22 protein-coding genes are annotated in these 23,872 nt (G+C 66.6%); 7 read left to right on the plus strand and 15 right to left on the minus strand.

The features are described from left to right. Positions 1-103: 103 nt before the first annotated feature. The 12 genes from AC5Y46_RS25595 to AC5Y46_RS25650 all read right to left on the minus strand — a co-directional run bounded on the left by AC5Y46_RS25595 (position 104) and on the right by AC5Y46_RS25650 (position 13,323). On the minus strand, positions 104-1,168 hold the full coding sequence (locus AC5Y46_RS25595; protein ID WP_499993731.1) for a glycosyltransferase family 4 protein: 1,065 nt from the start codon (positions 1,166-1,168) through the stop codon (positions 104-106). Positions 1,169-1,188: 20 nt separating this feature from the next. Continuing rightward, a complete protein-coding gene (locus AC5Y46_RS25600) occupies positions 1,189-2,277 on the minus strand; it encodes a class I SAM-dependent methyltransferase (protein ID WP_499993709.1) in 1,089 nt (362 codons plus the stop codon). After that, positions 2,274-3,527, minus strand: a complete 1,254-nt coding sequence (locus AC5Y46_RS25605; protein WP_499945999.1) for a methyltransferase domain-containing protein — start codon at positions 3,525-3,527, stop codon at positions 2,274-2,276. Before AC5Y46_RS25605 ends, AC5Y46_RS25600 begins: the two co-directional genes overlap by 4 nt. Continuing rightward, a complete protein-coding gene (locus AC5Y46_RS25610; protein ID WP_499993710.1) occupies positions 3,528-5,573 on the minus strand; it encodes a glycosyltransferase in 2,046 nt (681 codons plus the stop codon). Continuing rightward, a complete protein-coding gene (locus AC5Y46_RS25615) occupies positions 5,570-7,027 on the minus strand; it encodes a flippase (RefSeq protein WP_499993732.1) in 1,458 nt (485 codons plus the stop codon). The genes AC5Y46_RS25610 and AC5Y46_RS25615 overlap by 4 nt, the downstream gene beginning before the upstream one ends. Before the next feature lie 53 nt (positions 7,028-7,080). Then, a complete protein-coding gene (locus AC5Y46_RS25620) occupies positions 7,081-8,580 on the minus strand; it encodes a sugar transferase (protein ID WP_499993712.1) in 1,500 nt (499 codons plus the stop codon). Positions 8,581-8,597: 17 nt separating this feature from the next. After that, complete coding sequence (locus tag AC5Y46_RS25625; RefSeq protein ID WP_499993713.1) at positions 8,598-9,449, minus strand: WecB/TagA/CpsF family glycosyltransferase; 852 nt, start codon at positions 9,447-9,449, stop codon at positions 8,598-8,600. A gap of 36 nt (positions 9,450-9,485) precedes the next feature. Next, positions 9,486-10,046, minus strand: coding sequence for a dTDP-4-dehydrorhamnose 3,5-epimerase (gene rfbC, locus AC5Y46_RS25630; RefSeq protein ID WP_499993715.1), 561 nt, complete (start codon positions 10,044-10,046; stop codon positions 9,486-9,488). Positions 10,047-10,103: 57 nt separating this feature from the next. Then, positions 10,104-10,775 (minus strand): PIG-L deacetylase family protein, encoded by a 672-nt coding sequence (locus AC5Y46_RS25635; protein WP_499993716.1) that lies wholly within the window; start codon positions 10,773-10,775, stop codon positions 10,104-10,106. After that, positions 10,772-11,545 (minus strand): glycosyltransferase family protein, encoded by a 774-nt coding sequence (locus AC5Y46_RS25640; RefSeq protein ID WP_499946005.1) that lies wholly within the window; start codon positions 11,543-11,545, stop codon positions 10,772-10,774. Before AC5Y46_RS25640 ends, AC5Y46_RS25635 begins: the two co-directional genes overlap by 4 nt. A gap of 293 nt (positions 11,546-11,838) precedes the next feature. Beyond that, entirely contained in the window at positions 11,839-12,996 is a 1,158-nt protein-coding gene (locus tag AC5Y46_RS25645; protein ID WP_499993718.1) for a PPE family protein, read from the minus strand. Between the two features lie 27 nt (positions 12,997-13,023). Continuing rightward, a complete protein-coding gene (locus AC5Y46_RS25650; protein ID WP_499946007.1) occupies positions 13,024-13,323 on the minus strand; it encodes a PE family protein in 300 nt (99 codons plus the stop codon). 356 nt (positions 13,324-13,679) lie between these two features. Between AC5Y46_RS25650 and AC5Y46_RS25655 the strand changes: the two genes are divergently transcribed. Continuing rightward, positions 13,680-14,357: a TetR family transcriptional regulator gene (locus AC5Y46_RS25655; RefSeq protein WP_499946008.1), complete on the plus strand. Its 678-nt coding sequence runs from the start codon at positions 13,680-13,682 to the stop codon at positions 14,355-14,357. A 130-nt stretch (positions 14,358-14,487) separates the two neighbouring features. Continuing rightward, positions 14,488-15,198, plus strand: coding sequence for a TetR family transcriptional regulator (locus AC5Y46_RS25660; RefSeq protein WP_499946009.1), 711 nt, complete (start codon positions 14,488-14,490; stop codon positions 15,196-15,198). Here AC5Y46_RS25660 and AC5Y46_RS25665 read toward each other — a convergent pair. From AC5Y46_RS25665 to metG, 3 genes are all read right to left on the minus strand, one after another. After that, positions 15,195-15,638, minus strand: a complete 444-nt coding sequence (locus tag AC5Y46_RS25665; protein WP_499993721.1) for an LbetaH domain-containing protein — start codon at positions 15,636-15,638, stop codon at positions 15,195-15,197. The two genes, AC5Y46_RS25660 and AC5Y46_RS25665, sit on opposite strands and share 4 nt — an antisense overlap. A 309-nt stretch (positions 15,639-15,947) precedes the next feature. Further along, on the minus strand, positions 15,948-16,313 hold the full coding sequence (locus tag AC5Y46_RS25670) for a PAS domain S-box protein (RefSeq protein WP_499993722.1): 366 nt from the start codon (positions 16,311-16,313) through the stop codon (positions 15,948-15,950). A 72-nt stretch (positions 16,314-16,385) separates the two neighbouring features. Continuing rightward, a complete protein-coding gene (gene metG / locus AC5Y46_RS25675) occupies positions 16,386-17,939 on the minus strand; it encodes a methionine--tRNA ligase (protein ID WP_499993724.1) in 1,554 nt (517 codons plus the stop codon). Positions 17,940-17,957: 18 nt separating this feature from the next. Between metG and AC5Y46_RS25680 the strand changes: the two genes are divergently transcribed. The 5 genes from AC5Y46_RS25680 to AC5Y46_RS25700 all read left to right on the plus strand — a co-directional run bounded on the left by AC5Y46_RS25680 (position 17,958) and on the right by AC5Y46_RS25700 (position 23,857). Further along, the gene (locus AC5Y46_RS25680; RefSeq protein ID WP_499993726.1) at positions 17,958-18,809 is read left to right on the plus strand and encodes a TatD family hydrolase; all 852 of its coding nucleotides are present in this window, start codon (positions 17,958-17,960) and stop codon (positions 18,807-18,809) included. Between the two features lie 199 nt (positions 18,810-19,008). Continuing rightward, positions 19,009-20,136 carry a resuscitation-promoting factor gene (locus tag AC5Y46_RS25685; RefSeq protein ID WP_499993727.1) on the plus strand — a complete coding sequence of 376 codons (1,128 nt, stop codon included), beginning with the start codon at positions 19,009-19,011 and terminating at the stop codon, positions 20,134-20,136. Further along, a complete protein-coding gene (gene rsmA / locus AC5Y46_RS25690) occupies positions 20,109-21,023 on the plus strand; it encodes a 16S rRNA (adenine(1518)-N(6)/adenine(1519)-N(6))-dimethyltransferase RsmA (RefSeq protein WP_499993733.1) in 915 nt (304 codons plus the stop codon). Before AC5Y46_RS25685 ends, rsmA begins: the two co-directional genes overlap by 28 nt. A 9-nt stretch (positions 21,024-21,032) precedes the next feature. Further along, positions 21,033-21,989, plus strand: coding sequence for a 4-(cytidine 5'-diphospho)-2-C-methyl-D-erythritol kinase (locus AC5Y46_RS25695; protein WP_499993729.1), 957 nt, complete (start codon positions 21,033-21,035; stop codon positions 21,987-21,989). 233 nt (positions 21,990-22,222) lie between these two features. Then, positions 22,223-23,857, plus strand: a complete 1,635-nt coding sequence (locus AC5Y46_RS25700; protein WP_499946016.1) for a fatty acyl-AMP ligase — start codon at positions 22,223-22,225, stop codon at positions 23,855-23,857. The last annotated feature ends 15 nt before the right edge of the window (positions 23,858-23,872 follow it).

A 23,872-nucleotide genomic window follows, 5' to 3' on the forward strand; every position in this document is an offset into this window, starting at 1 on the left:
GAATGGATCCCGCCCAAACATCTCGACCACGGCCGCCCCTACGTCAACTGCATGCACCACGCCGAAAAACCGCTCAAACCCGACGACGACGAACCCGCTTGAGTCAGCGGTTTGACGAGATGCCGACGCGGGGACCAACGCATACCTCGTCGATCACCTGCAGCAGCCCGTCGGCGGCATGCTCGGCGCTGAAGCCCTGCGCGTAGTGCCGGGCTGCGACCGCGCCCTGCCGCACCGCGACAGCCGGATCCGCGAGCGAGTCGAAAGTGGCTGCAAGGGCGGCGATGTCGTCAACACCAACTGGGGGACACTCGGCGGGCTGGTACTCGGGCAGGCCGCCCGCCGTGGACACGATCGGCATCACGCCCAGTTGCATGGAGAGCACCTGCACCCCGCTTTGCGAGGCGCGCCGGTAGTGGGCGACCGAGCCCTTGGCAGCTGCCAGCGTGCCCAGCATGTCGGCGTAGCGGTACCGCCCCGAGCGCCACCGCGTGTGCGGCGGCAGGTTCGCCTCGTCGATCGAACCGTCTCCGATCAGCACCAGATTGTCACCGCGCCAACCGTTTCCGTCGACGTGCCGCTGCCACGCCGCCAGCACCACGTCCGCGTTCTTGTACGGGTTCAGCCGGCCGATCATCACGAAGTCGCGGCGGTCACCGGCACCGACGAACGCTGGAACCGAACCAGGGTCGAGGTCGCTGGTGAGTGGCACCACATGCACCGGCGTGCCGGCAACGTCGCGCCGGTCGGCAATACCCGCAGCGACATAGTCGCTGTAAGCGACGGTGGCCGCCGACCTGGCACCCCAGCGGTCGAACACCGCCAGTTCGTAGGACGGCCGCTGTTCGGCGGCGTCGTGGGGGCGGTCGTCGTGCACCAGCTGGATCCGGGGAACCCGGCCCGCCAACGCGATCCAGCGGGGATCGCGCACCAGTTCGGTGATTACGACGTCCGGCCGGTACGAACGGATACGTCGCCACGCGGCAGCGCTACCCGGCCAGGTCGAGGCAGTGCGAAACCGCGGATCGAGCACCAGCTCGTAGTCGCGCGCGGCATCAGACTCCGGGTGCTGGTCGGAGGTCACCAAGAGCACCTCGGCGCCGCCGCGGCGCAGCGCCTCAGCCTGCACGCGCGCCAATGGCCGCAGCCACGGCGAAAGCCACAGTATCCGAGGCGAAGTCACGACAGCTACCGCTCCACCCGCGGGCCGCGATCCACCCACCAGCGTCCGTCGAATTGGGGGTACGTCTGCTGCAACTCGTCGTACAGATCGGGCAACGTCAGCAGAACTCGATCGGGATCGGCGGCCAGCAACTGTTCGGGGGAGATGATCTCGATGTCCGTGCCGGGCAGGCGTCGTCCCTGCTTGGCCGGTGATCCGTCGGCGACGGCCCGCACCAGTTGCCGATCGATCTTGGCGATGTTGAACAACGCCGGCACCCGCGAACCGGCAGCGTACCCGTAGACCGTGTGTCCCTGATCCGCCTGCGCCACCAGCCAGTCGCGCAACTGCGCCGCGTGGCTGTCCACCGCCTGCTGCAGACTCTGCAGCACAACCGGGTTCGTCACACCGAAAGCCTGCTCCCGAGCCAAGATCGCGGTGACGCGCTCGTCGTGCTCGGCATCACCATGCACCGCGGCCACCAGGAAAGTGCCGCCGTAGAGGTCGAACTCCCAGGCGGTGACCACGCTCATCCCGACGGACTGCAGCAGCTTCATCATCGCGGTCAGTGAGTAGTACCCGAAGTGACCATGGCGCAACGAATTCCATTGCCCCTGGGTCACCATCGCCATCAGTGACGGGAACTGCACCAGCAACACCCCGTCCGGTGCGGTCACCTTCGCGCGCAACTGGAAACCTGCGCGTTGGTCGGCCTCGTGCATGACACCGAAGGAGTCGAGCACCAGATCGGCGACCTCGGCTTCGGAATAGCCGCGCTCGGCCAGCAACGGCAACCAGGTGCCGCCGTGTGGGCTGCCGAACTCGCGAACGGTGCTGCCGCGCAACCAACCTGAGTCCGACACCCGCTGCACCGCGTCGGCGGCCTGGTCACGCAGTGCCTGCGGTTCGATGGCGCGCGGTTCCTCGGTGACGGTGTCGTCGTCGGCCAGTTGCACCAGGAAGCAGCGGTTGCACAAGTCCATCGCCAGCGCATGTGCGGTCTCCTGCGGACTCACCGGCTCGTCGAGCCGCGGAAAGTGGTCGGCCGCAGGCACATCCCCCAAGTCCAGTACCCGGGTCAGGTCAGCCTCGCCGCACCCTCGGCAGGCGCTCATTGGAGTACGGCACTGCGCGAACTCACGTCGGTCGCCATGTGCAGGGTCGGGAGGGGGTAGACGATCTCGCCGCCCCACTCCGAGACGTAGCTGAGCTGCTCGGTGAGTTCTGCTTCGAGGTTCCATGGCAGCACCAGCACCACATCGGGCCGGTCCTTGGCGATCTGCTCCGGCTCGTAAATCGGGATTCGGGTACCCGGTGTGAAATGGCCGTGCTTGTAGGGGTTTCGGTCGACGGTGTACTCCAGCAGGTCGGTGCGGATGCCGCAGTAGTTGAGCAGCGTGTTGCCCTTGCCCGGTGCACCGTAGCCCACCACCCGCTTGCCCTCGGCGCGGCACTGCAGCAGGAAACGCAACAGGTCGTGCCGGATCTGCTCGGTCCGCTGCCGCAACTGCAGGTACCCCTCGGGGCGGTGCAATCCGGCGGCCTCCTCGATGCGCAGGATCTTGTCGACCCGCTCGGTCGGCGCCCCGGCCACCTGGATCGGCCGCGCCCACACGCGGATCGAACCGCCGTGGGTGGGCAGCAGTTCGACGTCGACCACCGCCAATCCCGCGCTGGCAAGGGCGTTCTGCGCGGAGAACAGAGTGTAGTACTGGAAGTGCTCGTGGTAGATCGTGTCGAACTGACCGAGGGACACCAGGTTCAGCGCATGGTGCACCTCGATGCTCAGCCAGCCGTCGTCAGCGAGCAACCCGCGCAGCGACTGGGTGAAGCCACGCAGGTCGGGGATGTGCGCGTAGACGTTGTTGGCGACCACCAGATTCGCCGGGCCGTGTTCGTCGCGCACCCGGCGCGCCAACTCCTGATCCAGGAACGCCGACACCGTCGGCACACCACGTTCGGTGGCGGCCGCACCGACATTCAGCGACGGTTCGATGCCCAGGCACGGGATCCCCCTGGCGACCGCGTGCTGCAGCAGGTAGCCGTCGTTGCTGGCGACTTCGACCATGAAGGAGTCGGGTCCCAAGCCGAGGCGCTGGGCGGTCTCCTCGACGAAGGTCTCGGCGTGCTGCACCCAGCTGTCGGAATACGAGGAGTAGTACGCGTATTCGGTGAACGTCTCCTCGGGCGTGATCAGCGCGGGGATCTGCAGCAACAGGCAGTCCTCGCACAACCGCAGGTGTAGCGGATACGTCGGCTCGGGTAGGTCGAGTTCGTCTGCGGCAAGGATCTTTTCGCACGGCGGCGTCGCGCCCAGGTCCAAGACGCTGAGCATCCGGTCCGAATCGCACAGGCGGCAAATCATCTAGCTCTCGTTTCGTTGGGTTTTGTCATGTTGCACGACCGCGTCGATCGCGTCGAGGTAGGCATCGGTCATCGCTTCCACCGTGTAGTGCCTGCGCAGGCGGTCCAAGCCGCGCTGTCCGACCTCTGGCAGGGTTTCCGGGACGGCGAGGATCTCGGCCAACTGGTCCCGCCATGCCGACACAGTCACCGGCTCGACGACGAAGCCGGCTTTGCCGAAGTCCAGCATTTCCGGAACCGCACAGATGCCCGACGCGGCGACCGGTACCCCGCGCGCCATGGCTTCCAGGATCACCAGCGGGAACGCCTCGGAGCGGCTGGGGACGCACAGCAGGTCGGCGTCGGCGAGCGCGGGACCCGGCCCACGCGACCACCCGCGCCACTGCACGCGGTCGCGCAGACCAGCCGGGGTTTGCGCCTCAAGCTTCTCCCGATCGGGTCCGTCGCCGAAAATCGCAAGGCGCCAAGGCAGATCAGCCAGTTCACCGAGCGCCTCGATGAGCAGATGGGGATTCTTGTGTTCGACGATGCGCGACAACATCACCAGGTGCGGCGGCTCTCCCGGGGTACGGACCCGCCCAGCGAACTCACCCGTCACCTCGACCCCGTTGGGGGCGACGAACGGCTGCCCGGTCAGCTTGTGCTGCGGGGTCAGCATGTCCCAATGCCGTTGTGCCAGCACGATGAAACCGTCGGCGCGATTCATCGCCGCCGTCAGCGGGCGCGAGTAGATCGGCCGATCGTTCTCCGGCGGGACGTGCGGGGCGACCAGCCAGCGCCGGTCTCGGGAACCGGCACGCCAGAGCGACGCGAATCCGGTCTCGGTGTTGGTGTCGCCACTGATCAGCACCGCCGGACCGGCGGGCAGGTCGACCATCGGCGCCCACCACGGTTGCCGCACCACCCGCACGCTGTGCGGGATCTCCTTGATCAGCGGGCCGAACCGTTGCATGCAGACGATGGTCACCGGATAGCCGCGACGGTCCAATTCGGCTGCCAGCAGCGCCTTTTGCCGTTCGGCGCCGCCGTAGACCAGGCGGTTGGTGGTGATGACGATGGATGGTTTGGCGGTGCGCCGCGCGGAGATAGCCCGCTTGCGCACCTCGCGCTTGGAGCGTTGCACCCGTTCCAGCATCGAGGTGGCGGCCAGATAGAAGTCCGCGTGGTGCACGCTGTCGCCGCGTTCGAGCAGCAATGCGATGTTGGCGCGCAACAAATCCCGATTGCGGAAGCGCTCCACGGCCGACACCTCTGCACCGTGCGCGGAGACGGATTCGCGGGGGCTTTGCGCTGCGGCCGGATTGCCGTGTTCGACGTCGAGTTCGTCGGCGAGCAGGATGCGCCAGCCCGCTGCGCTGGCGCGTTCCTGCCAGTCGGTCTCCTCGCCGTAGAGGAAGAACTCCTCGTCGAACCCGCCGATCTGGTTCCAGGCGGCGCGGTTGATGGCCAGGCAGATGCCCGCCACGTAGCCGTCGATGCTCTCTGATTCGGCGGGCTGTTCTCGATACAGGTGCGAGACGGGCGTGCCCCGCAACTTGTCGGAGTAGCCGGCCGCGGCCACCAGAGCGCGGGTCAGGGTACGGCGGCGCGTCGCGATGTCCCAGCGTTGCGGACCGGGCGCACCGGAGTCTTGGATCAGCGGCGACACCGCCGCGACACCGGGCTGGCAAAGCAGCTCCCGAGTGCGCGTCAGCGGTCCCGTCAGGCGGGTGTCGGCGTTGAGCAGCAGCAGATCGGTGTCGTGGGGGGTGTGCTCCACCAGCGCGTTGAAGGCCGCGCCGAAGCCGAGATTCACCTTGCCCAGTACCCAGTGCACGTCGGGATGGCGGGCGGCCAACTCCTCACGTCCGGGGTACTCGTCGCCGCTGTTCTCGAAGACGTAGACCGGCAGCTCCGGGGCGTGCTTTGCGAGCCCCGCCAGGCACTGCTCAACCAGGTCGTGGCTTTTGTAGGTGACGATCAGTGCCGAGAGCGGCCGATCGGACGACAGGGGAGTGGCAGCTTCCGACGGGCGTTTGAGATACGCGCGGTCCAGTTCGGTCGTCATGGGGTCACCTGCTTGTGGAACAAGGAGGTCAACATCGACCAGTTGACGGGGCCGCTCAGCATGTTGACGGCCAGGTATGTCACCGCGGCAGCGGCCAACACCAGCACCACGTGGTGACCCGAAAGCAGCAGCACCACAACGACACTGGCTCCCATCGGAACCAGCAGCCGCATCAGGAAACCCACCGGGGTGCGGTAGCCGCAATGTCGGCGTAACCGCCAGCTGGCCAGCACCAGTCCGAACAGCTCGGTGCACACCAGCGCGATGCCGGCGCCGACCGCGCCGAACCGTCCGTCCAGACCGAGATTGAGCGCCACGTTGACGACCAGCGTCGCCACGAAAAGGCGGAAGAAGAACTGCTGTTCGTGGCAGGCGAACAGGCCCTGGCCGAGGGTTCCGGTGACGAACCGCAACGCCGCGGCGATCAGCAGCAGCGCCAACGTCGGTGCGCCGCGGCTGACGAAGTCCCGGTCGCCGAACAGCTCGATCATGGGCCCGGCCAGCAATGTCCCGACCACCGCAACCGGGACCGCGATGAAGCTCATGAACTCGACGCTGCGGCGCAGGAACGCGACATAGCCATCGACATCGCGGGAATACAGCGCGGTGGCCGTCGACAACGTCGACTTCTGGAAGAAGATCGACAACGCCTCGGTGTTGAAGGCGATCACGTAGGCCAGCCCGTACACCCCGACCTCGGCGTGCGTGCTGAGCAACGACAGGATGACCCCGTCCGCGCGCCAGTACAGGATGCCGATCACCGCAACGCCCATCAGCGGCAGGCTTTCCCGCAACAAGTCGACGGACTCGCGGACCGAGAAGACCGGACGCACCGAGATGTGCCGCGCGGCCGCCACGCCCTGGATCACCAGTTGCACCACCGGCGGGATGAGCTGGGCCACGGCGAACCAGACCACGTCGGAGTGCGTGGCCACCAACGAACTCACCATCGCCAGGGTGCCGAGCCGCCCCGCCACATCCGAGACGGCGACCGCCGAAAAGCGCACGGTGGAAAGGAACACCGGTTCGAACCGGGTTCGCATCGTCAGCATCAGCAGCTGGCCGGACAACACCACCAGCATCACGCGCACGTCGGCGTCACGGTAGACGAGCCATCCGGTAACCGCCGCCAGCACCGCCAGCGGCACGCAATACACAAGGGACAGACCGCTGTTGACGCGAACCAGCCGCTCGAGCTCACCGCGGCCGGAGGTGACACGGCGCACGATCACGGTGCTGATGCCGAGATCGGTCATGCTGGTCCACATTCCGATGAAGGCGACCGCGACCATCAACTGCCCGTACCGGCCCGGACCCAGGTAGCGGGCCGTCATCGCGACCGACACCACCGAAGCCATCATCCCCAGCACCCGGCAGATCAACTGGACCGAGATGGCATGCGCAATCCGCGACTGCGGCACGTCGGGCGTCGCCGAAAGCGCCTGCGGCTCCATCGGCTGCTCGGTAACCTGATGAGCCGTCGGCTCAATCACGGTGCCACCCTTCATTAATAGGCTCCGTCACTGGCCAGCACGGCCCGTAGCGTCCGGGCGATGATAACCAGGTCACCGGCCATCGACCAGTTGTCGACATAGGAGAGGTCGAGCCGGACCGAGTCCTCCCAGGAAAGGTCGGAGCGGCCGCTGACCTGCCACAGGCCGGTCACACCCGGTTTCACCAGCAGCCGCCGCTTGACCTGGCCGTCGTAGTTCTCCACCTCGCGGCGCAGCGGAGGCCGAGGGCCGACGACACTCATGTCCTGCTTGAGTACGTTGATGAACTGCGGCAGTTCGTCAATGCTGTAGCGCCGCAGGATCTTCCCGACGGAGGTGACGCGCGGATCCTGGTGGATCTTGAACAACATGCCGGCGCCCTGGTTCAACGGCAGCAGGTGTTCGATCTGCTTGTCGGCGCCGTCGACCATGGTGCGGAACTTCAGCATGGTGAACGGTTGGCCGTCCAGCCCGATGCGTTCGGCGCGGTAGAAGATGGGTCCCTTGCCGGTCAGCTTGATCGCGACGGCGGCCACCAGCAGTACCGGTGCCGTCGCCAGCAGCGCGGCCAGGGCGAAGCAGAAGTCGAACGCGCGCTTCTGGAGGCGTTGCGTCCCTTCGTATTGCGGCTTGTCCACATGCAGCAGCGGGAATCCGGCGATGGGTCGCACGGTCAGGCGTGCCCCGGCGACATCCATCACGCCCGGCGACACCACCAGGTCGACGTCCATCGTCTCCAGCCGCCACATCAGGTCGCGGATACCGTGCACCCCGAAATGCTCGGTGCGGGTGACTGCGACGGTGTCAGCACCGCAGTCGCCGATGGCGGACACCGCGCCGGACTCGTCACCGAGGATCGGAATCTCCCGGCCGCCCACCTTGAGCATCTCGCCGCGCTGCGGTCCGTATCCGGGAATGCACACGCCGACAACGACATAACCGTCTCGCGGGTTTCGGATCAACTCGTGCGCCAGATGCGCCACCCCGGACCGGTCGCCGATGGCCAGCACCATCGTCTGATACTGGCCCTTGGCGCGCCTGCGCCACACATACTTACGCCACAGGTTACGACTGGCCAGCAGCCCGAGCGTGCCGACCGGCAGCGCAACCGCCAGATACCCACGGGCCAGGTCGATCTTGGCGAGCAGGGTGACCATCGCGATGATGCCGAACACCGAGAACGAAGCGCTCGCGATGCGCCGGTACTCGTCGATTCCGGCACCGATAATGCGAGGCGAACGGGTGTGGAACACCGCGATCGAGGAGAGCCACAACGCCGCGAACAGGCACGAGAACAGCGTCATCACCGGACCCGGGTAACCCGACATGTTCGGCGAGTCACCAAAGCGGACGAACTGCGCGAGCATGATCGACGCGCAGACGATGACCGAGTCGGTGATGCGCAACCGCGCAGAGTATTGCTGTTGCCAGCGCGGGATGGCGCTGACGCCCTGCCGGGCGGGCAGCGAGATGATGGGCGACAGGCCGGTGCGTGCGTGCAGTGTGGCAGTCATACTGGCCGCTCCCTCGGTCATGCGGGCACCGCTTCGGTTGCGGCGCCCGGGGTTCCGACATGTTGACGGCTGGGTGCGGCGACGTAGTGGACGCCGGGGTAGCAGATCAGCTGGGCACGTGCGGCGCGCAGCAGCGCGACCGGGCCTTGCACCAGGTAGCGGCGGGCCAGGCGGCGCGGTTCGCGGGTCAACCGGTACAGCCACTCCAGCCCGGACCGCTGCATCCACTGCGGTGCGCGGCTGGTGGTGCCGGCCAGGAAGTCGATGGCGCCCCCGGAGGGCAGGAAAACCTTTGCGCCCGCTGCGTGCCCGTGTTCGTCGACCCAGCGCTCCTGGCGCGGCTTGCCCAGGCTGACGATCAGGATGTCGGTGCGCGCGGCGCGGATCGCCGAACACGCAGCCGCCGAACGCGATTCGATGTCCTCGGCGTCCGGCGCCCACATGCCCGAGACGACCAGCGCGGGATAGTTGGCCCTCAGGTGCTCGGCCAGCCGCTGGTGGGTCTGGTCGGTGCCGCCGAAGAAGCCGACCCGATGTCCGCCGGCTTCGGCCAGCGCCAGCACTGCCGGCAGCAGGTCGGCGCCGGTGACCCGGGGCCACGGTTGTGCGGTCAGCAGTTGGCCGCGCCAGGCGATCGGCATGCCGTCGGCCAATAGCAACCATTCCACCAATCCGGTTGGGGCGGCGCCCAGTTTGCGGAAATGGTGCAGGTGGTCCAGGTTGACCGAACCCACCGCCAGGCCGCGACCGGACTGCGAGTCGAGGCGCGTAGCAATGATCGACAGCACCTCGTCGGTTTCGCAGCGCTCGACGATGCTGCCGCTGACGACCATCCGCACAGCGGCCGGAGAGAGTGTGTCCTGGGCCATGATCGACCTAGCCCGACGACTTTGCGTGCCGGCAGATCATGACGCCTCGCTCTGGGACGGTGACAGCGGAGTCGCCAACAGGGGCCAGCTGGCGTCCTTTTCGGAGATGACCGTCACCGGCAGCGGCCATTCGATGCCGAATTCCGGTTCGTTCCAACGGAAGTTCTGTTCGCTGCCCGGCACGTACGGTCCGCTGATCTGGTAGATGATCTCGGTGTCGTCGGTCAGCGTCTGAAACCCGTGCGCGACATACGGCGGCAGGAACAATGCGCGGTGATTCTCGGCGCTCAGCTCGACCATCACGTGCTTGCCGTACGTCGGCGACTCGGGGCGCACGTCCACCGCGACGTCGGCGATGGCGCCGCGGATGCAGCGCACCAGTTTGGCCTCGGCGTGTGGCGGCAGCTGGCGGTGCAGACCGCGCACCGTGCCGCGGGTCTGGTTGAAGCAGATACTCGTCTGAGAGACATCCGCGATCAAACCGTGCTGGGAGAACTCGTCCGCACAGAAGACCCGCGAAAAGAACCCGCGGTGGTCGCGGTGCGGTTCGATGTCAACGATCGTCACGCCCGCGACAGTGGTGGGTGTGTACTTCATGCGGATCTCTTGTCCCCTTTGCTGATTCGCATTGTCGGATTCGTGTGTCGGCGCTTGCTAGGCGCGCGGCGTCCCCGCCGGGAGGTGCAGTACGGCCTTTTCGGTTACGAACGCCTCGGCGTAGCGGGCGCGGCATTGCACGCCGCGGATCCGCATCAACCCGAGGAATGTCTCGTCGTCGAACCAGTCCCGGCCGGTCTGTGACGGGTAGCACTGGGCGAGAAGTCGGGCCTTGTGGTGTGCTAGCTCGTCTGAAATCGGCACGTAGAGTGCGGGATTGGGCAGATCAGACTCCCACTTGAGGATCTCGTAGCCCAGCACCAGGTGTGCGCGGAACTCGGTCGGCAGCAGCTTGGCGAGCAACCGGTGATCCTGGTGGTAGTCGTTGCGCTGCGGTCCCAGCACCAGGTCTGGTTCGCAGCTGCGCCGGAATTCGGCGAGGTGCCGCTTGACCGTTCCCCAGTGCTCAGGAAGCCGGCCGTCGGGCAGGTCCGCGACGGTCAGCCGCACGTCGGCGTTCGGGAAGAACGCCGCAAGGGCGCCCTTTTCCTCGATCTCGCGGTCGGTGCCCGCGCCGGTCAGCACCAGCGCGTGGATGACCAGACCGGGATTGGCGCGCTCCAACTGCATCAACGTGCCGCCGGCACCGATGGCGATGTCGTCGCAGTGCGCTCCGACGACGGCGACCGAACCGACGCCGTCCCCCGACCCGAGCGTCAGTGGGATCATGCTTCCCAGACCGCCCAGGGACGGATGCCCTTGTTGTAGTCGGCGTCGAGCTCGGCGCGCTCCTTGAACGTGTCGGCCGGCTTCCAGAAACCGTCGTGCTGGTAACCCAGCAGCCGGCCGGTGCCCGCCAGCGTCATGCAGGCGTCGCCGACCAGGTCGCCGTTTTCCGGGATCAGGTCGATGACGTCCTGGCGCAGCACGAAGTATCCGCCGTTCACCCAGATCGGGAACTTGGCGATCGGCGCTATTTCCTTGATGTCGCCGTCGGTGCTGACGTCGACGCAGTGGAACGACGACTGCGGGGGGACGACCAGCATCGAGGCCGCCGCTCCGGTCTCGTGGAATCGGTCGATCATGGTGTCCAGCGGAGCGTCGGTGAGCACGTCGGCGTAGTTGGCCAGGAAGTACTCGTCGTCACCGAGGTACTGCCGGACCCGGCGCAGGCGCTCCCCGATCGGCGACTCCAGGCCGGTGTCGACGAAGGTGATGGTCCAGTCCGACATGTCGGTGTCGAGCAGTTCGACCTTGCCGCCGCGCATCACGAAGTCGTTGGACTCGGTCTCGCGGTAGTTGACGAAGAAGTCTTTGACCATGGCCTGGCCGTAGCCGAGGCACAGAATGAACTCCGTGTGCCCGTAGTGGGCGTAGTAGCGCATCACGTGCCAAAGCAGCGGGCGGGGACCCACCATCTGCAGCGGCTTGGGGACGAGGTCGCCGTCCGCGCTGCGCATCCGCATGCCGTAACCGCCGCAGAAGAGTACGACCTTCATTTCCATGCCCCCTTCGGGCCGAGGGCAGAGTTCTCGCTTGCCCGGGTTGAGCTCCGTGCAGCTCCGCGCCGGGCGGCCGGAAGAACATACATACCCAACCACCTTCTATCCTGATTATTACATACTAATGTGATGATTTAAAGCTGCAACGATGACTTGAAGTACGGCGATGCAGTTGTGAGGTTGCTGATCGTCTATCAAGCCCGCAGATCGGTAGGTCGCGGTCCTACTGAGGGGGGTACCTCGTACTGAACCGAGATCGCGGTGATGCGACATCGTCGTCAGATCCGGGGTCAGAGGACGGCGCCGTATCCGGCCGACGGCGGCTGGGCCATCACCGTGGGAACCAGTCCGTATCGAGGACCGGCAGCCGGGCCGGCCGCCGCGGCACCGCGCGGCATCCCGCCCAGCAAGCTCGGCGGGACCGCCCCCAGCGCGGCGCCGTTCCCGCCCGGAAGTGCCGAGCTGATCCCGGCCAGATGAGCGGTGGGGATCACGCTGGTCCAGGCCGGCGGCACCGACAACGAGCCCAGGCTCGCCGCCTGGCCCATGGCGCCCAATGCGCCTGCACCAACCGCCTCCGCGCCGCCGAGGGCGGCGGCTTCGGCCATGCCTTCGGCTGCTTCCGCCGCGACCGCGCCGACCTGCGACAGGCCTTGCATGCTCTGGGCGATGCCCAGCAGGCTGCTCAGCGCGAACAGGGGCATGACGGCCATGTTCAGGTAGTTGGACATGTCGCCGCTGGACATGGTGGTGCCGATGGGCAAAGCGGCGCCCGGCGCGGCGGAGCTCAGTGACGCCGGAACCGCCATGCTCTGCAACGTCGTGGGCATCCCATTGACCAGCGAGGCGAGCGTGGTTTGGGTGGCCGCGGCCTCACCGGTGGCTTCCGAAACCGCGGTGGCCTGAGCGGCCACTCCGGCGGCATCGGTGACCTGCGGCGGCGCCTCGAACGGTGTCAGAGTGCTAGCCGCAGCCGAACCGGCCGCATAGCTGTACATCGCCAGCGCGTCCTGGGCCCACATCTCGCTGTAGTGCGCTTCGGTGGCTGCGATCGCCGGCGAGTTCTGACCGAAGAAATTGGTCGCGACCAGCGTGGCCAGCAATACCCGATTGGCCGCGATCACCATCGGTGGGACCGTCATCGAGTAGGCGGCCTCGTAGGCCCCGACTGCGGCGCGGGCCTGGCCGGCCGCGGCCTCGGCCTGGGCGGCCGTGGCTTCCATCCACACCGCATACGGCGTGGCGGCCGACGCTGCGCCGATCGCCGCCGGACCCAGCCACGGGCCGCTGGTCATGCCCGTGATCACCGACGAATATGCCGACGCGGCCGACTGCAGTTCAGCAGCCAACTCGTCCCACGCAACGGACGCGGCCAGCAATGGTCCCGCCCCCGCGCCGGCATACATCCGGGCAGAGTTGATCTCTGGTGGCAGTGCGCCGAAATCCATGCCGTAACCCCCCGTATCCCCGATTCGTCAACCCGCCGCGGCCGCGTTGGCGGCTTCGGTGGCGGCGTAAGAACCCGCGCTGACCTGCAAGGTCTGCACGAACATCTGGTGTATCTCGGCGGCCTGCGCACTCACGGCCTGGTACAGCTGGCCGTGCGCGGCGAACTGGATCGCGGTGAGCGCGGAGACCTCGTCCGCGGCAGCGGGCGCCAGGGCGGTCGTCGGCACCGCCGCGGCGGTGCTGCTCGTGCTGACGGCCGAGCCGATGCCCTGCAGGGTGGAGGCCGAAGCCGTCAAGGCGTCTGGGTGTGTGGTCACGAACGACATGCGACTCTCCTCATGCAGAGCTTGATTCCGGTGGCCGGCTGGTGCGGCTAGGAACATGTTCCCAAACCAATAGCTTGTTGAAACCTGACTATACATACTTTTGGGACGATGTGAAGGTCTGAAACTGACCTTCAGTATTTATGGAGCGAATATGCAATCTTTTGTGGCGTACGCCACGTTGTGAGGGACCCAGACTGCTAACCTCGCAAGTGGCGCCCCAGGCCGCCGGAGACAAGCCCGCCGGGTACGTTCGGCTCACGAACCGGACGTCCTGCTCGAGGAAGGCATCGTGATGGTGCAAGTGACGCTCAGCGGCGCCGGCCGCGTAGTCTCCGCGTGTCGTCAACCGGGGTCAGATGACGACTGAACAGACCGACGGACGAGCAGACACCACCCGCCAACAGATTCTGCGCGCCGCAGCACACCAGTTCGCCCGCCGTCCGTACCACGATGTCGGGCTGGACGACATCCTCGCCGAGGCCGAGCTGACCAAAGGCGCGATGTACTTTCATTTCCGCTCCAAGCACGCGCTGGCGGTGGCCATCATCAACCAGCACACGCTCGAGGGCCGGGCATCGGTCGACGATCTGCTGGCACGGCAGCTCTCCGGCCTGGAAACCCTGATCGACTTCTGCTATCTCGCTGCCGTGAAAGACATGACCAAGGACGTGGCCAGGGCCGCTTCCCACCTGATCGAGTCGGTCGGACGGACCGAGGGCCTGCAGAAGCAGCTGCTGAGCGGGTGGATCGACATGCTGGCCGACGCCGCCGAGCGGGCCATCGCCGAGGGAGATGTCTCGGCACGCTGGCAGCCACGCGACGTCGGGCGGCTCGTCGTGTCGATGTACATGGGCCTGCGCCAGACCAGTGATCTCGACGATCCGCGCCAGTACCTGCTCGATCTGGAATGCAACTGCATGCTGGTGCTGGCCGGAATCCTGGAACCGGACCGCACCGAATATTTCACTCAATTCGTCAGACGGCGTACCGCGCTCGCGATTTCGGCCACCGCCGCCCCGGCTGCCAAGGACTGATCGGCCCCATCTGGGACGCGCGATCAAGAACGGCGTGGCGGCGGCTGTTAGTATTTACCGGCTGACCAGGAAAAATAGAACGTGCGGGTCCGGCGCCTAACCGGATCGACATCATTGGGAGGGCAGCGCAATGGCGCGCCAGGTTCGTTCCGAGGTGACGCGGCGAAAGATCCTCGACGCCGCGATCGACGTGTTCAGCGAAGTCGGCTACGCGGCCGCCGGTTGGGGCACGATCATCGAGCGGACGGGCATGACCAAAGGTGCCCTCTACCACCACTTCGACTCCAAAGAAGCGCTGGCCTCCGACATCATCGACGAGGGTGCGGCGGTGCTGCTCGGCGCTTTTCGCAATGTCTGCGGATCGGCATCCCCCGCGCTGGAGAACATGATCCACGGCACGTTCGCGATCGCTCACGTGCTCAGCTCCGACAAGACGGCCCGGGCGGCCGAACAGCTGGTCGCGGCCCTGAGCGGGTACAACGACGCGGCGGCCCGTTGCTCTGCGAGCTGGGTGGCAGAAATGGCGACTCAGGCCGCTCGGGCGATCAGCGAAGGTGACCTACGCGAAGACGTCGACCCGGGAGCACTCAGCGAAACGATCGTCGGGGCCATGGTCGGTACGCGGTTGCTGTCCATCGCGATGTCGCGCAGCCGCAGCAACGAGGGCCTGATCGGAGAGCTCAACGCTCGATTGAGCCAGATCTGGATGCTGTTGCTGCCCGGTGTCGCGTCGGAAGCCTCGCTGCCCTATTTCCGGCAGTTCCTGGCTCGGGAGGCGATGCGCAGCACCCCGCCCGCCGCGCCGGAAGGTCGCGTCGTCGCCCTGCCAGAAACCAGCTAACTCGCCGCGCTCGCAACCTGACTGGGGCGGCGGTCCCTGATGATCCGGGCCGGAACGCCGGCGACGTCGACGTCGTCGGGCACCGGTTTGGTCACCACGGCGCCGGCGTAGATGCCGACGCGGTCACCGACGTCGACTCCGATCACCATCGCGCCGGGGAAGATGTAGACGTCGTCGCCGATCGTGGGGTACTCGCCCGTACGTCCTTCGCCGATCGTGACACCTTGGTGGATCCGGCAGTTCGCGCCGATTCTCGCCCGGTGATGCACGTGAACCCAGCCGATATGCGCGACGGACAGGCCCGGTCCGAAACAGTTCGGGGAGATCCCGATTCCGAACTTCTCGGTCAGGAATTTCAGCCGTAGCCGCAGGTAACAGGCGACGAGGTGGCCGAAGGGTGTCCGGGCGGTGTTCGTCCAGTATTCCGTCTTGCGCAGCACTCGCTGAAAGTATGGCGCTCGGTGCCGGAGCCGGTAGTGAAGCCGCCAGCGCTCCAACCCTTGCGCCTGCAAATCCGCCGCTAGATACGACTCCAGATCCCTGCGAGTGGTGATCACCCGTAAAACCATACTGCAAGTATCAACAAAAGCCTAGAGCATGACTTTGGGTATTCTGCGATTCCGGCGCGGCTACGGGGGCGGGATTCCGAGATCTCAGACTTGCGCGCGCACGACCTATGCCTTGACAGCCAGATCAAGGTTCCCGCTGTCGCCCTACTCAAACGTCATGTGACATACGTCACTACCGAGTCAGCGCTCTTCTTCCCACAGCTGTTCGGTCAGATCCTGGAAAGCCGCCAACGCGAACCTGTCGTCGGCACGCCGCACGGCCGAGCGACTCATCAGGGCGCGCACCACCGAACCGTCCTTGTGTGCCAGTTCCACCACCATGTTGGCCAGGGCATGGACGAAGGACAGCAGGGACGATTCCGATTCCGGCGCCTGATGGAAGATCTCGTCGAACCGCAGCGCCAGCACTTCTTCGGGTTCGCTGCCCACCATCTGGGCGAAAGCGGTGTTGGTGAACAGGATGCTGCCGTCGTCGGCGACTGCGAGGACCGGAACCGGGATCCGTTCCAGCACCACCAGGGCAGGCAACTCTTTGAGGGTGGTCATCGGCGATTGGCTGATTTGCCGATTCCGTCTTCGCTCCACGCTCAAGATTATGGCCTACGACGAAAATTAACTTCATTCGCCTTCGCTAGGCGGCTGATACCGGGGGAACACTCCGGTCGGTGGCGGCAACGCGGTGCCGGGGGCCAGCCGTGTCTCGATGGCTGTGAATGACCGCTGGTCATCGGTCTGGCCGAGCAGATCCAGCAACTTGGCCGACGATTCGGGCATCACCGGGGCGACCAAGAGCGCAGCGATGCGGACCACCTCGCAGGTGACATAGAGCGTCGTGCGGAACCGGTCCTGGTCGGACTCGGACTCGCTCTTGCGCAGCACCCACGGCTGCTGGGCCGAGAAATACTTGTTCGCATCACCCAGCATCAACCAAATCGCTTCCAGCGCAAGGTGCATCGCTTGGACGTCGAAATGCGCGCGCACCCGCTCCAGCAGGCCGTCGGCGGTGGCCAGCAACTCGGTGTCGGCGCTGCTGAACTCGCCGGGTGCGGGCACCGCGCCACCCAGGTTCTTGGCAACCATGGACAGCGACCGCTGGGCCAGGTTGCCCAACTCGTTGGCCAGGTCGGTGTTGATCCGGGTGATGATCGACTCGTCGCTGTAGCTGCCGTCCTGGCCGAACGGGATCTCGCGCATCAGGAAATAGCGAATCTGATCCACCCCGAACGTATCGACCAGGGCGACCGGGTCGACGATGTTGCCCACCGACTTGCTCATCTTCTCGCCGCTGTTGAGCAGGAACCCGTGCGCGAAAACCCTTCGGGGCAAATCGATTCCGGCAGACATCAGAAACGCGGGCCAATAGACGGCGTGGAATCTGATGATGTCTTTGCCGATGATGTGCAGATCAGCCGGCCAGAAGCGGCGGAACGATTCCGACTCGGTGCGCGGAAAGCCAACTCCGGTCAGGTAATTGGTGAGCGCGTCGATCCAGACGTACATGACGTGGCCGGGATGCCCGGGTACCTGTACCCCCCAGTCGAACGACGTCCGGGAGATGGAGAGATCCCGCAGTCCACCGGAAACGAAGCTGACGACTTCGTTGCGGCGCACCTCGGGTCCGATGAAGTCCGGGTTGGCCTCGTAGTGGGCCAGCAGCTTGTCGGCGTAGGCCGAGAGGCGGAAGAAGAAGGTCTGTTCCTCGGTCCAGGTCACCGGCGTGCCGGTTTCGACGGCGACCCGAACCCCTTCTACGACAGTGGTTTCCGATTCGACGAAGAACCGCTCGTCGCGTACCGAATACCAACCGGAGTATGCGTCCAGATAGATGTCGCCCGCGGCTTCGATGCGCCGCCAGATCTCCTTGGACGCCTCGTGGTGGTCGGCGTCGGTGGTGCGGATGAAACGGTCGAAGGAGATGTTCAGCTTCTGCTGCAGCCGCTGGTACACATCGGAGTTGCGGCGGGCCAGGTCCGCGGTGGGCAGTCCCTCGGCGGCAGCGGCCTGAGCCATCTTGAGTCCATGCTCGTCGGTGCCGGTCAGGTAACGCACGTCGAAGCCGTCCAGGCGCTTGAACCTCGCGATGACGTCGCTGGAGATGAATTCATAAGCGTGTCCCAGATGCGGCGCGGCATTGGGATAGGTGATCGCGTTGGTGACGTAGTAGGGCTTCATCGAGATTCACCCTATTGTGTGCGCGTGAGTTCCAACCGATCTGGGGAACGGGAAGCGCCGCCCGACCCGGAGCCGCTTTCGCCGCTGATCGACGCCCACACCCACCTGGACGCGTGCGGTGCCTCGGACGCCGGGGGAGTGCGGGCGATCCTGGACCGGGCGGCCGCCGTCGGCGTCGAGGCCGTGGTCACCATCGCCGACGACATGGACTCGGCCCGCTGGGTCGCGCAGGCCAGCGAATGGGACTCGCGGGTCTACGGGGCGGTGGCGCTGCACCCGACCCGCACGGACGCGCTCACCGACACCGCGCGCACTGAGATCGAGGCGCTGGCCGCCCATCCGCGTGTCGTCGCCGTCGGCGAGACCGGCATGGACCTGTACTGGCCCGGCAAGCTGGACGGTTGCGCGAGCCCGGACGTCCAGCGCGAGGCGTTCGCCTGGCACATCGACCTGGCCAAGCGGCTCGGCAAGCCGCTGATGATCCACAACCGCGACGCCGACCGCGAGGTGCTCGACGTACTGCGCGCCGAGGGCGCCCCGGACACGGTGATCTTCCACTGCTTCTCCTCGGACAGCGCGATGGCGCGCGAGTGCGTGGCGAGCGGATGGTTGCTGAGCCTGTCCGGGACGGTGAGCTTCCGCAACGCGCGCGCCCTGCGCGAAGCCGTCGCGCTGATACCGATCGGGCAACTTCTGGTGGAGACCGACGCACCGTTTTTGACGCCACACCCGTACCGGGGCGCAGCGAACGAACCTTACTGTCTGCCCTACACCGTGCGCGCGCTGGCTGAACTGGTCGATCGGCCCGCCGAAGAATTGGCGGAAGTCACCACGAGCAACGCCCGTCGGGCGTATCGACTGGCCGTTTGACCCGGGCCTGGCGCCTAACATCCGCGAGCCGGAGTTGCTCAGCAATGGACGGTTCGTTACCGTCTTGTGATCGTACGGGTGGGCCGCTGGGCCCATTTTGTCATTTCAGCTGAATAAGGTCTGGAAGCTCGCTCCAGAGTGGTTGCTCGCACAGGGTTGTGGTGGGTCGGTAAGTCAAGAGACAGACACGGAATTGACATTGAATTTAATTACTAAACTTCATCAAACTGAATCACCGGTGTTGCGCCTGGTAGTTGGCGCTTTATTACTGGCATTGACATTCGCCGGCGGCTTCGCCGTCTCCGCATCCAAGACCGTGACGCTGACCGTGGACGGCACCTCGCTCCGGGTGAACACGATGAAGTCGCGGGTCATCGACATCGTCGAAGAGAACGGGTTCTCCGTCGACCAGCGGGACGACCTCTACCCGGCCGCTGACGTCAGCGTCGATGACGCCGCCACCATCGTGCTGCGCCGCAGCCGGCCGTTGCAGATCACGCTGGACGGACAGAACTCCCGCCAGGTGTGGACCACGGCGTCCACCGTGGACGAGGCGCTGGCCCAGCTGGCCATGACCGACACCGCCCCCGCGGCCGCTTCCCGGGCCAGCCGGGTTCCGCTGGCCGGCATGTCGCTGCCGGTGGTGAGCGCCAAGACGGTCGAGATCAACGACGGCGGCATGGTGCGCACGGTGCGCCTGCCGGCGCCCAACGTCGCCGGGTTGCTCGCCGCCGCCGGCGCCCCGCTGCAGGACAGCGACCAGGTACTGCCCGACGCCGGCAGCCCGGTCGTCGACGGCATGCAGATCCTGGTCACCCGGAACCGCATCGAGCGGGTCACCGAGCGGATGCCGCTGCCCCCGCCCGCGCGCCGCATCGAGGACCCGGAGCTGAACATGAGCCGCGAGATCGTCGAGGACCCCGGGATGCCGGGCACCCAGGACGTGACGTTCGCGGTAGCCCAGGTCAACGGCGTCGAGACCGGACGGTTGCCGATCTCCAATACCGTGGTCGCACCGGCCCGCGAAGCCGTGGTGCGGGTGGGCGCCAAGCCGGGCACCGAGGTGCCCCCGGTGAGCGACGGCAGCATCTGGGATTCGCTGGCCGGTTGCGAGGCCGGTGGGAACTGGTCCATCAACACCGGTAACGGCTTCTACGGTGGGGTGCAGTTCGACTTCGGCACCTGGGTCGCCAACGGCGGGCTGCGGTATGCGCCCCGTGCTGACCTGGCCACCCGCGAAGAGCAGATCGCGATCGCCGAAGTGACCCGGCAGCGCCAAGGCTGGGGCGCGTGGCCCGTGTGCAGTGGTCGGGTCGGTGCGCACTGACGATCCGGTTGCTCGGGCGCACCGAGATCCGGCGGCTAGCCAAAGAACTTGAGTTCCGCCCGCGGAAATCGCTGGGACAGAACTTCGTCCACGACGCCAACACGGTGCGACGCGTGGTCACGACCTCCGGCATCGGTAAGTCGGACGTCGTGCTGGAGGTCGGGCCGGGGTTGGGGTCGTTGACGCTGGCGCTGCTCGACCGCGGCGCGACCGTCACCGCCGTCGAGATCGACCCGGTGTTGGCTGCGCGCCTGCCCCAGACCATCGCCGAGCACTCCGACAGTGAAATTCAGCGCTTCTCGGTCATCAACCGCGACGTGCTGTCGCTGCGCCGCGACGAGCTCGCAGCCCAACCGACGGCGGTGGTGGCGAATCTGCCCTACAACGTCGCGGTCCCGGCGCTGCTGCACCTGCTGGCCGAGTTTCCGTCGATCCGGGTCGTGACGGTGATGGTGCAGGCCGAGGTCGCCGACCGGTTGGCCGCCGAGCCCGGCGGCAAGGAGTACGGCGTCCCCAGCGTCAAGGTCGGCTTCTACGGCCGGGTACGGCGTTGCGGCACGGTGTCGCCGACGGTGTTCTGGCCCATTCCGCGGGTCTACTCCGGGTTGGTGCGCATCGACCGTTACGAGACGTCGCCGTGGCCCACCGACGAAGCGTTCCGCACCCGCGTCTTCCAATTGGTTGACATCGCTTTCGCCCAGCGGCGCAAGACATCCCGCAACGCGTTCGTGGAGTGGGCGGGGTCAGGCAACGAATCTGCGAACCGGCTGCTGGCGGCCAGCATCGACCCCGCTCGTCGCGGTGAGACGCTGTCGATCGAGGATTTCGTGCGGCTGCTGCAGCGCTCCGGTGACTCGACTGACACGGCGGACCCGGTGCAGAGTTAGTCTGCTGCGGTGACTGACGGCAACACCGCAGAGTTGTGGGTGCCCACCGGGTCGGTCACCGTTCGGGTGCCGGGGAAAGTCAATCTGTACCTGGCCGTGGGTGACCGGCGCGACGACGGCTATCACGAGTTGACGACGGTGTTCCACGCCGTGTCGCTGTTCGACGAGGTGACGGTGCGCAACGCCGATGTGCTCTCGCTCGAGCTGGTGGGGGAGGGCGCCGACAAGCTGCCCACCGACGAGCGCAACCTGGCCTGGCGTGCCGCGGAGCTGTTGGCCGAGCACGTCGGCCGGGCGCCCGACGTGTCGGTCCTGATCGACAAGTCCATCCCGGTCGCCGGCGGCATGGCCGGCGGCAGCGCCGACGCGGCCGCGGTGCTGGTGGCGATGAACTCGCTGTGGGAACTCAACTTGCCGCGCCGTGACCTGCGTCTGCTGGCCTCGCGGCTGGGCAGCGACGTGCCGTTCGCGCTGCACGGCGGCACCGCGCTGGGGACCGGTCGTGGCGAGGAGCTGGCCACCGTGTTGTCCCGCAACACATTTCACTGGGTGCTGGCGTTCGCCGACAGCGGGTTGTCGACCCCGAAGGTGTACGGCGAACTGGACCGACTGCGCGAGGTCGGCGATCCGCCGCGGCTCGACGAGGCCGGGCCGGTACTGGCCGCGCTGGCCGCCGGTGACCCGCAGCAACTCGCCCCGCTGCTGGGCAACGAGATGCAGGCGGCCGCGGTGAGTCTGGATCCGGCGTTGCGCCGGGCGCTGCGTGCGGGTGTGGAGGCGGGCGCGCTGGCCGGGATCGTGTCCGGCTCGGGACCGACGTGCGCGTTCCTGTGCGCCTCGGCGGACGCGGCGGTGGACGTCGGCACGCAGCTGTCGGGTGCGGGTGTCTGCCGCACCGTCCGGGTGGCCACCGGTCCGGTGCCGGGGGCTCGCGTGGTGCCCGCGCCCACCGACGGTGGTCTTTGACTTCGATGTGACATCGAACTCATATCGTGTCAGGGTTTTGCAGTTACTTAAGAGTTGCTTAAGATAATCCGCGGTGACGAGTCGCGGCCGCACGGCGCATGGCCGCGCTTCATCACCAAATCGAGACCTAACCGCTCCCCAATATGTGCGCGCGCCTGCCTCGAAGCGAGATCTGGCGGGTGGAACATGGAAGTTCGGACCTTGAGGGATGCGTTGGAACCGAGGAGGTTTGGGTGAGCAGGTTTACCGAGAAGATGTTCCGCAGTGCCCGCACCTCCACGACGGGCATGGTCACCGGTGAACCGCACGAACCCGTCCGTCACACCTGGGGCGAGGTGCACGAACGTGCCCGCTCTATCGCCGGCGGGCTGGCCGCTGCGGGCATCGGCCTCGGCGACGCCGTCGGGGTGCTAGCCGGCTTCCCGGTGGAGATCGCCCCGACCGCGCAGGGGTTGTGGATGCGCGGTGCCAGCCTGACCATGCTGCACCAGCCCACCCCGCGCACCGACCTGGCGGTGTGGGCCGACGACACCATGACCGTCATCGGCATGATCGAGGCCAAGGCCGTCATCGTCTCCGAGCCGTTCACCGTGGCCATCCCGGTGCTCGAGGAAAAAGGCATCAAGGTCCTGACCGTCGCCGACCTGCTCGCGTCGGACCCGATCGACCCGATCGAGGTCGGCGAGGACGACCTGGCGCTGATGCAGCTGACGTCCGGGTCGACGGGATCTCCCAAAGCGGTTCAGATCACCCACCGCAACATCTACTCCAACGCGGAAGCGATGTTCGTCGGCGCCGAGTATGACGTCGACAAAGACGTGATGGTCAGCTGGCTGCCCTGCTTCCACGACATGGGCATGGTCGGATTCCTCACCATCCCGATGTTCTTCGGCGCGGAGTTGGTCAAGGTCACGCCGATGGACTTCCTGCGTGACACGCTGCTGTGGGCGAAGTTGATCGACAAGTACAAGGGCACCATGACCGCGGCTCCGAACTTCGCCTACGCGCTGTTGGCCAAGCGGTTGCGCCGCCAGGCCAAGCCGGGCCAGTTCGACCTGTCGACCCTGCGTTTCGCGCTGTCCGGCGCCGAGCCCGTCGAACCCGCCGACGTGGAGGACCTGCTGGACGCGGGACGGCCGTTCGGGTTGCGACCGTCGGCGATCCTGCCGGCCTACGGGATGGCCGAGACGACGCTGGCGGTGTCCTTCTCCAAGTGCAACTCCGGTCTGGTCGTCGACGAGGTCGACGCCGACCTGCTGGCCGCGCTGCGCCGCGCCGTCCCCGCCACCAAGGGCAATACCCGCCGGCTGGCCACGCTGGGACCGCTGCTGCAGGATCTGGAAGCCCGCATCGTCGACGAGGACGGCAATGTGATGCCGTCGCGCGGAGTCGGTGTCATCGAGCTGCGCGGGGAGTGCCTCACGCCCGGCTACATCACCATGGGTGGCTTCATCCCGGCTCAGGACGAGCACGGCTGGTACGACACCGGCGATCTGGGCTACCTCACCGACGACGGTCACGTCGTGGTGTGCGGCCGCGTCAAGGACGTCATCATCATGGCCGGGCGCAACATCTACCCGACCGACATCGAGCGGGCGGCCGGGCGGGTCGACGGCGTCCGGCCCGGTTGTGCGGTGGCGGTGCGTCTGGACGCCGGGCACTCCCGTGAGTCCTTCGCGGTCGCGGTCGAGTCGAACGCGTTCGAGGACCCGGTCCAAGTGCGCCGTATCGAGCATGACGTGGCTCACGAGGTCGTCAAAGAGGTCGACGTGCGGCCCCGCAATGTCGTCGTGCTGGGTCCCGGGACGATTCCCAAGACGCCGTCGGGCAAGCTGCGCCGCGCCAACTCGGTCACGCTGGTCACCTAAGTTCGCCGAGCAGAC

This window comes from Mycobacterium sp. NGS59, assembly GCF_059812345.1.